This is a genomic window from Alkalihalobacillus alcalophilus ATCC 27647 = CGMCC 1.3604 (genome assembly GCF_000292245.2).
Classification (GTDB): Bacteria; Bacillota; Bacilli; order Bacillales; family Bacillaceae_D; genus Alkalihalobacillus; species Alkalihalobacillus alcalophilus.
On the sequence record NZ_ALPT02000056.1, the window covers coordinates 19,971 to 27,353 of the forward strand.

Sequence of the window (7,383 nt, forward strand, 5' to 3'; positions counted from 1 at the left end):
CACTATTCATTTAGCCATTTCATCAAAAATCAATTTATAAGAAAGTCGTCTCTCTTCAAATGAATGAACATTTGTTAAGAGCATAAACTCATCAATTTGATAACTCACGGCCAATTGAATGAGCTTTCTTTTCACGTCTGCTGGTGAACCTATCAAAGCTTTTTCGAGCTTACCTTTAAGCTGAACCGCAAGCTTTGGATCAGCTTGCATTTCTTTTTTTACGGTTTCAACTGCCGGTAAATACTCCGTTTCTTTTCCAATAGAAGCTAGATGACTTCGATACGCTTCACTTAATCCAAGCTCTCTTGCCTTCTCAGTCGTATCTGCACAAATACATGATAACGCTACGATCGACTTCAACTTTTTATCTTCATTTTTATTTTGAAATTGCTGTACATATTGATTCAACGGTTCCATTGGAATATTTGGGTTACGAAAATGACCATAAGTATAAGGGAGCCCTTTACTTGCCGCTAGTTGAGCACTTTTTTCACTAGAACCTAGGAGCCATACATCTGGTGCAACCGTTGGGACAGGTTCGGCAATCACTTTTGAATCAAATTTAGGATTTTGAATATATTGTAGAAGTTGGTCAACTAAACTAGGGTATGCATACACCTTTTTTAAAAATTGATCATTTAAAGCATTCGTTACTTCTGCTGAACCTCCAGGTGAACGCGCTAATCCTAAATCAATTCTACCTGGAAATAAGGTCGCCAAAACATGAAACGTTTCAGCGACTTTATAAGGTTTATAATGCGGTAACAAAATCGCTCCGGCACCTAAGCGAATGTTTTTTGTGTGAGCTCCTAAAAAAGCTAACATTACTTCTGGAGATGGACATACGAGACCTGCCAAATGATGATGCTCGGCCACCCAGTAACGATGATAACCTAATAAATCTGCAAAGGTGGCGAGCTGTTTCGCTTCCTCATACGCATCACTTCTCGTGCGACCTTCTGCTAGTGGCATTTGATCAAGAATGCTTAACTTAATTGTTTGATTCATTTACTTGCTTCTGCAATGATTTCAAATGAGCGTAAACGTGCAACCTCATCATAGATCATCGAGTTAATAATGATTTCGTCCGCATCTGTTGCAGTTAAAAAAGATTGAAGCTCCTTTTGGACAAACTCTTTATCTCCTGCAATGGTTGATTCCCCTCTTTTATCTAAGGCTGCTTGTTCATGAATCGTTAGATATTCAGTTAAATCTTCATTTGGTGGCAAGAGTCTTGAGGGACGACCACGAATTAAACTTAAAAATTGCTGTTCCATTGAAGTAGCTAGAAATTCAGCTTCTTCATTCGATTCAGCTGCAATCACATTTTTTCCGACCATCACATAAGGTTTATCTAACACATCAGAAGGTTTAAAGTTACTACGATAAATATCTAAGGCTGGTAAGGTAAATTCAGGGGAGAAATGACTAGCAAATGCAAATGGTAACCCTAATTCAGCCGCTAATTTTGCACTAAACCCACTTGAACCTAATAACCAAATCGGTACATTTTGTCCCTCACCCGGATAAGCTCTTACAGTTTGCGGGAAAGGCGAGCGTTTCGGGTCAAAATATTGTCTTAATTCCTCTAATTGCTCAGGGAATTCATCACCTGTCGTACTTAAGCCTCTTCTTACTGCTCGCATTGTTTGTTGATCACTTCCCGGTGCACGTCCTAACCCTAAATCAATTCTTCCTGGGTAAATGGCATCTAATGTTCCAAATTGCTCAGCCACCATTAAAGAAGAATGATTCGGAAGCATAATCCCACCCGCACCGACACGAATCTTTGAGGTTTGTCCAGCAATATGTCCGATGACAACCGAAGTGGCTGAGCTCCCTATTCCTGGCATATTATGATGCTCGGCGACCCAAAAGCGGTGGAAACCAAGCTGCTCTGCTTTTTGAGCTAATGTTACACTTGATTGAAACGCTTCTTGAACCGTTTTCCCTTCTAGAATTGGTACGAGATCTAAGACAGATAAACGAATATCTTGTAATGTTTTAGTAGACTCCATTTATAGCACTCCTTCAACACTTTCATATCATACGACTTCATAATGAATTCGTTACATAGTAGAGTAAAGGATATAAATCCTTTCGTCCATTTTTTTGCTTATAAGTACTGATCGTTGTCTAAATAGAAAAGGGATGAGATAATGAAGTCGTCATTCATTCTGCCCTACAAAAGAGATGTTATGTAATGGAGGAATTACATTGAAAGAAAATATAGAAGAACAAATCATCAAACAATATCAGCAAGATGAAAAGATGATGGTGTTAGTATTCAGTCAATGGTGTATCAATCATGATTTAGATCCATTCGAAATTTATCAAAAGGCTTATCCGTCCCAACAAAAAAACTCTATGCTAGTAGAGACTCAAGAGTTAACTGTTTCAAAAGAAGAAGCTGGTGAAATCGCCAACGAAACTTTACTCGGAGTTCTCTCTTTATTTGGAAATGAGCAATTAGCCTTTGTCGTTTCAGAAGAAATGGAAAAGTTAAAACACAAATGAAAAAACGACCCCTCGCCATCAAATGGTTTTTTTGGGGTCGTCTTTAACTTCTATTTACCGTTAACATTCTTAATATTCCCTTCCAACTGCACAAAAGCCTCATTAAAACATTTATGCTATGCTATTATTTTATGTGTTTGCTCTTTATGGTCAACCAGTCCCCGTGCACATGTCATGACTAATGTACACTTCGCTCACCTACTTCATTGGACTCACATCCTTTCTGAAGGTTTTTTTAAGGTCACTCCTTTCTTTAATTAAATTTATTTTAAAATATTATTTAGAAACTGTAAATTTTCAAATAGGTTGAATTTCTAAGGAAAACACCCATTTTTCTTTGAATATCTTACTCCTTCTCTTTTTATCAGATTTTTTAGAAAAATCAATTATTTACATTGTCCTTCTTTTAAGTATTGCAATGTCTCTTGATCATTCTTGCTAGGCAAGTTAAATACTTGCTTGTACTTCTCATGTCCTTTACCCGTTATTACTAGCCAGTCCCCCTTTTCCATTTCGGAATAAGCATGCTTAATCGCTTCGGTTCGATCGTTAATAATGATCGCTTGATTGTCGATTGATTCATTTAACTTAAGTAAAGTTTGATACATCTCCTCTTCACTTACTCCATTTAAATCATCAAAGGTTAGAAAAATTTGGTCACTATGCTGAAATGAATGCTCAAGCATTGCCTCTCTTTTTGTAACATCACTATCCCCACGAAAACCAAAAACATGAAAAAGACGATTCGGTTTATACATTTTGATCGTTTTTAAACAAGCGTCAATTGATTCAGGTGAATGAGCATAATCTATAACAGCGGTTGAATCTTTTGGTAATTTCATTTGTTGAAATCGTCCTGGCACTTCTGGAAACTGAGATAATGCCTTTTTAATTTCTTTCGGTGTAACCCCACATTTTTCAGCGGTTGCATAAGCTAATAAAGCATTTCGGTTTTGATGCACACCAATAACAGGCAACTCAAATGATATTTCCATATCGAACTTACTTAACTCAAATAACGTCGAAAACTCATTTTCATAAGAAGAAACGATATCATTGTGATGTTGGGGTCCAACTGTCGTCACTTTTTTGTGTTGCTTTTTCACATAGGCAACTAACCTTTCACTCCAAATTTCTGTAAAGGTAGCCACTATCGCTTCCCCGTTAGGCTTTAATTGATCAAATAATTTTACTTTACTTGCAAAATAATGCTCAATCGTTGGATGGTAATTAAGATGATCATGACTTAAATTCGTAAATAAAGCATAATCAAAAAAAACATCACTCACCCGTCCTTGATCAAGTCCATGCGAAGACACTTCTAAAATGACATATTCATCCTCACTTTCAGCAAGTAACTTCTGAATCGTTATCGCATCTGGTGTTGTGACATGAGAAGGCCTCGTTTCTCCATTTATTTCATGACTGACAGAACTAATAAGCGAACATGTCCTTCCTGCTTCAGTTAAAATATGTTTGAGCATATAAGAAGTTGTTGTTTTGCCATTCGTACCTGTAATACCAATCACTTTATGTTTATTTGTAGGAAATTGATAAAAAGCCGCACTTAAACGCGATAAAGCTCTTCGACTATCTGGAACGGAATAATAAGGTATATCTATTTGAATCGATTTGGCTTCACCGAGTACTGCCACAGCCCCTCGTTCACATGCTTCTGCTATATAATCATGACCATCTTGCTCAAATCCACTAATCGCTACAAAAAGAAAACCAGGCTCCACTTTTTTTGAATGAAAATGTAAGCCAGTCACTTCGATATCATTCAGGCTCGGCTCATTTACTATCATATTCAATTCTTGTAAAAGTAATGGAAGCTTCATCACAACCTATCCTCTCAAAAAACTGGTTAAAAATAGTTTCACCATCCCAAATTGAAATTATCCTTTGCTAAAAGATACAGCAAAGGTGGAAATTGACAATTGCCAGCAAATCGCTCATTTTTAAAGAGGAAGGTGTTCAGAATTCGTGTGCTTAGTTTTTCGTACTGTAATTTGTGTTAGTTGGCTTTTTTATTACTTATCTCGATTTTTTCGTACCGTAATTTGTGCTGCTTGGCTTTTTTCATTACTTATCCCAGCTTTTTCGCACCGTAATCGAGCTCACTCAAATTTTTCATTACTTATCCCAACTTTTTCGGACTGTAATCGGACCCACTCAACTTTCTCATTACCTATCACCAATCCTCCCTCCCAGGCTCAGATAAACGCCAAAAAAACCGCCAAGAGATTAGACGGTTTTTATCATAAATTGTTCATATTTTTGTTTATCTTTTAAGCGACAAATGACTTTCATATAAGTGCCTGTTTCTTGATGCTCCATTTCGAGCACGTCGGCATGATTTTGAAAATAATGAACATGTTCTCCTGCCGTATATGGAAATAGGAACTCAACTTTTACATCAGTTGCAAATAATGATAATTCTAACGTTTGTAATAACGCTTCAAACCCTTTTTTCTCTCGTGCTGAGACGTAAAGAGAATCCTCACGATTTATGTGAAATTTATCATCAACGAGTTCACTTTTGTTAAACAAGTAGATCATCGGTATGTTCTCAACACCGATTTCCTTTAAGGTTTCATTAGTGACTTGGATTTGTTGTTCATAATTTGGATTAGAATAATCAACGACATGGAGCAATAAATCAGCTTCCTTCACTTCTTCTAATGTCGAACGAAATGCTTTCACAAGATGATGAGGAAGTTTATTAACAAACCCAACAGTATCTGTTAAAAGGAAGGAACGATTTTTCGGCAATGTTACTTTTCTAACGGACGTTTCTAAAGTCGCAAAAAGCATATTTTCTTCAAATACATATTTTTTGTCACTTGCGTTTGTTCCGAATTGTAAAAATGCATTCATAAGCGTAGACTTCCCTGCATTCGTATATCCGACCAAGGCAACAACTGGCATTTCTTGCTTTTGTCTGCGCCCTCGTTGAATTTGTCTTTGTTTTACTAGTCGTTCTAACTCTTTTGATAAAATCGACATTTTCTCTTCGATTTTACGACGATCAAGCTCAAGCTTTGTTTCACCGGCCCCACGATTGGTTGTTCCTACCCCACCTGATTGACGTCCAAGTGATTGACGAAGGCCGACTAAACGAGGCAACATATATTGCAATTTTGCCAGTTCAACTTGTAATTTGGCTTCTTTCGTTTTCGCCCGCTGCGCAAATATATCTAAAATTAAAATGGTGCGATCAATTACTTTGCACTCAAGGATTTGTTCCGTATTCCGAATTTGAGATGGCGATAATTCATCATCAAAAATGACTAAATTCGCATCAGTTGCCGAAAGCACTTGTTTAACCTCTAATAATTTACCTGCTCCGATATAGGTTGAAGGATTAATTTTTTCTAAACGTTGGGACACTTTGGCTTCGACTGCGACTTCACAAGCAAAGGCAAGCTGTTCTAATTCATCCATCGAGCGCTCATGACTTGACTGCTGCTGAAGCTCAGCCCCAACTAAAATCGCGACTTGTTGTTCTTCTTGCATGTATACCTCCAATTGAATGCTTATCCACCAAACTTAAGAGGATAACTTCTCTAAAAGCGGGAAAAGCTCATGTAAATCTTTAATTTCATAACTTGGCTCTACTTCATTTCTTTCCTTCTCTTCTCGGTTTAACCAAACTGATTTAATTCCCGTTCGATTAGCCCCAAGTATATCTGTCATCAAATTATCGCCAACCATCAGTACCTCTTCATTTGTTACGTTCATTTCTTTTAAAGCAAACTGGAAAATCGCTGGCTCTGGTTTTCCTTGACCAAAATCACCTGAGATGATAATTTTTTCAAAAAAGGGTCGTAACTCTGGTGTGATCTCGAGTTTCGTTGTTTGCAATTGTGGGGAGCCATTTGTTAATAATAACAGACGATATTCTTTTTTTAAACGTTCTAATACTTCAAGGCTTTCTTCATATAAAAAAGGATTCTCTTTCCGATTTTTTCGAAAGGCTCTAACTAATTCTCTGGCAAACTCTTCATCCTCAATACGAAACATTTTTAGAGCCGACTTCCACGTATCAAGGTGGTAAGAAGAAACCATTTGATTCATTTTCTTAAATTCCGGATGTTCCTCTTCAAACTTGCCCCATAAACCTTCAAAAGGATTAATACCTATTAATTGTGTAAACTCATATGTTTCATAACTTTTATATAAATCTTTCGCCTTCTTACGAGCCACTTCCTCAAATCCACTTGCACTAATGCCATATTTATCTTCTACTAGTTGACATGTTTTTTCAAATGCGGTTTGAATGCTTTTTTTATCCCATAATAAAGTATCATCTAAATCAAAAAAAATCGCCTTCAAAATGCCCACTCCTCTATTTTCTCTTTATTCTGATCACTCTTAAGAGTACCGTGTAATATAGGAAGGAGCAAGCGGTTTATTGGAATTTTAAACTTTTTTTAATAATATTCGGACATTTCATTTTTTTTACCAACCTTCTAAAGTACAATAAAAGGGCCCTCAAAAGTTCATAGAATAACTTTTGAGAGCCTTTTTTATTTAAGATTCTGAACTTGTTAGCAGTTTACGCAACTCTAGTAATTCTTCTTTTGTAAAAGTCATTCCTTTGCCCATTTTTGTATGATCAGGTGCCCAATCACGAATGTCGTATTTGGGTTCCCTCCCATTCCAACTAATCCAATTTAACTCTCGTGTCCACCCTTTAGGACTTTCAGAAATGGTTCCTATACTTTTAATAATATCGTATTTAAAATCTGACATAAATTATGGCCTCCTGTTAATGTTTTGCTTAACAATTTCACCAATCACCATGAGCATAATCGCTAAAGCAAATCCACCTAATACGTCGGAAGCATAATGAACCCCTAA

At 36.7% G+C, this 7,383-nt stretch carries 7 protein-coding genes; 1 reads left to right on the top strand and 6 read right to left on the bottom strand.

What is annotated here, in order from left to right; all coding sequences use genetic code 11:
- Positions 1-6 precede the first annotated feature (6 nt).
- The gene (locus BALCAV_RS14520) at positions 7-1,008 is read right to left on the bottom strand and encodes an MsnO8 family LLM class oxidoreductase (protein WP_003323563.1); all 1,002 of its coding nucleotides are present in this window, start codon (positions 1,006-1,008) and stop codon (positions 7-9) included.
- Positions 1,005-2,018, bottom strand: coding sequence for an LLM class flavin-dependent oxidoreductase (locus BALCAV_RS14525; protein WP_003323565.1), 1,014 nt, complete (start codon positions 2,016-2,018; stop codon positions 1,005-1,007). The genes BALCAV_RS14520 and BALCAV_RS14525 overlap by 4 nt, the downstream gene beginning before the upstream one ends.
- 175 nt (positions 2,019-2,193) lie before the next feature.
- On the opposite strand from BALCAV_RS14525, the gene BALCAV_RS14530 reads away from it, so the two are divergent.
- Complete coding sequence (locus BALCAV_RS14530) at positions 2,194-2,517, top strand: hypothetical protein (RefSeq protein WP_040324058.1); 324 nt, start codon at positions 2,194-2,196, stop codon at positions 2,515-2,517.
- A 386-nt stretch (positions 2,518-2,903) separates the two neighbouring features.
- On the opposite strand, the gene BALCAV_RS14535 is transcribed toward BALCAV_RS14530, so the two are convergent.
- The 4 genes from BALCAV_RS14535 to BALCAV_RS14550 form a co-directional block, all read right to left on the bottom strand.
- A complete protein-coding gene (locus BALCAV_RS14535; protein ID WP_003324172.1) occupies positions 2,904-4,358 on the bottom strand; it encodes a UDP-N-acetylmuramoyl-L-alanyl-D-glutamate--2,6-diaminopimelate ligase in 1,455 nt (484 codons plus the stop codon).
- A gap of 406 nt (positions 4,359-4,764) precedes the next feature.
- Positions 4,765-6,036 (bottom strand): GTPase HflX, encoded by a 1,272-nt coding sequence (hflX, locus tag BALCAV_RS14540; RefSeq protein WP_003324170.1) that lies wholly within the window; start codon positions 6,034-6,036, stop codon positions 4,765-4,767.
- A 33-nt stretch (positions 6,037-6,069) separates the two neighbouring features.
- Positions 6,070-6,858, bottom strand: coding sequence for an HAD family hydrolase (locus BALCAV_RS14545; RefSeq protein WP_040324060.1), 789 nt, complete (start codon positions 6,856-6,858; stop codon positions 6,070-6,072).
- Between the two features lie 195 nt (positions 6,859-7,053).
- Entirely contained in the window at positions 7,054-7,275 is a 222-nt protein-coding gene (locus BALCAV_RS14550; protein ID WP_003324167.1) for a YdbC family protein, read from the bottom strand.
- Positions 7,276-7,383: the final 108 nt, after the last annotated feature.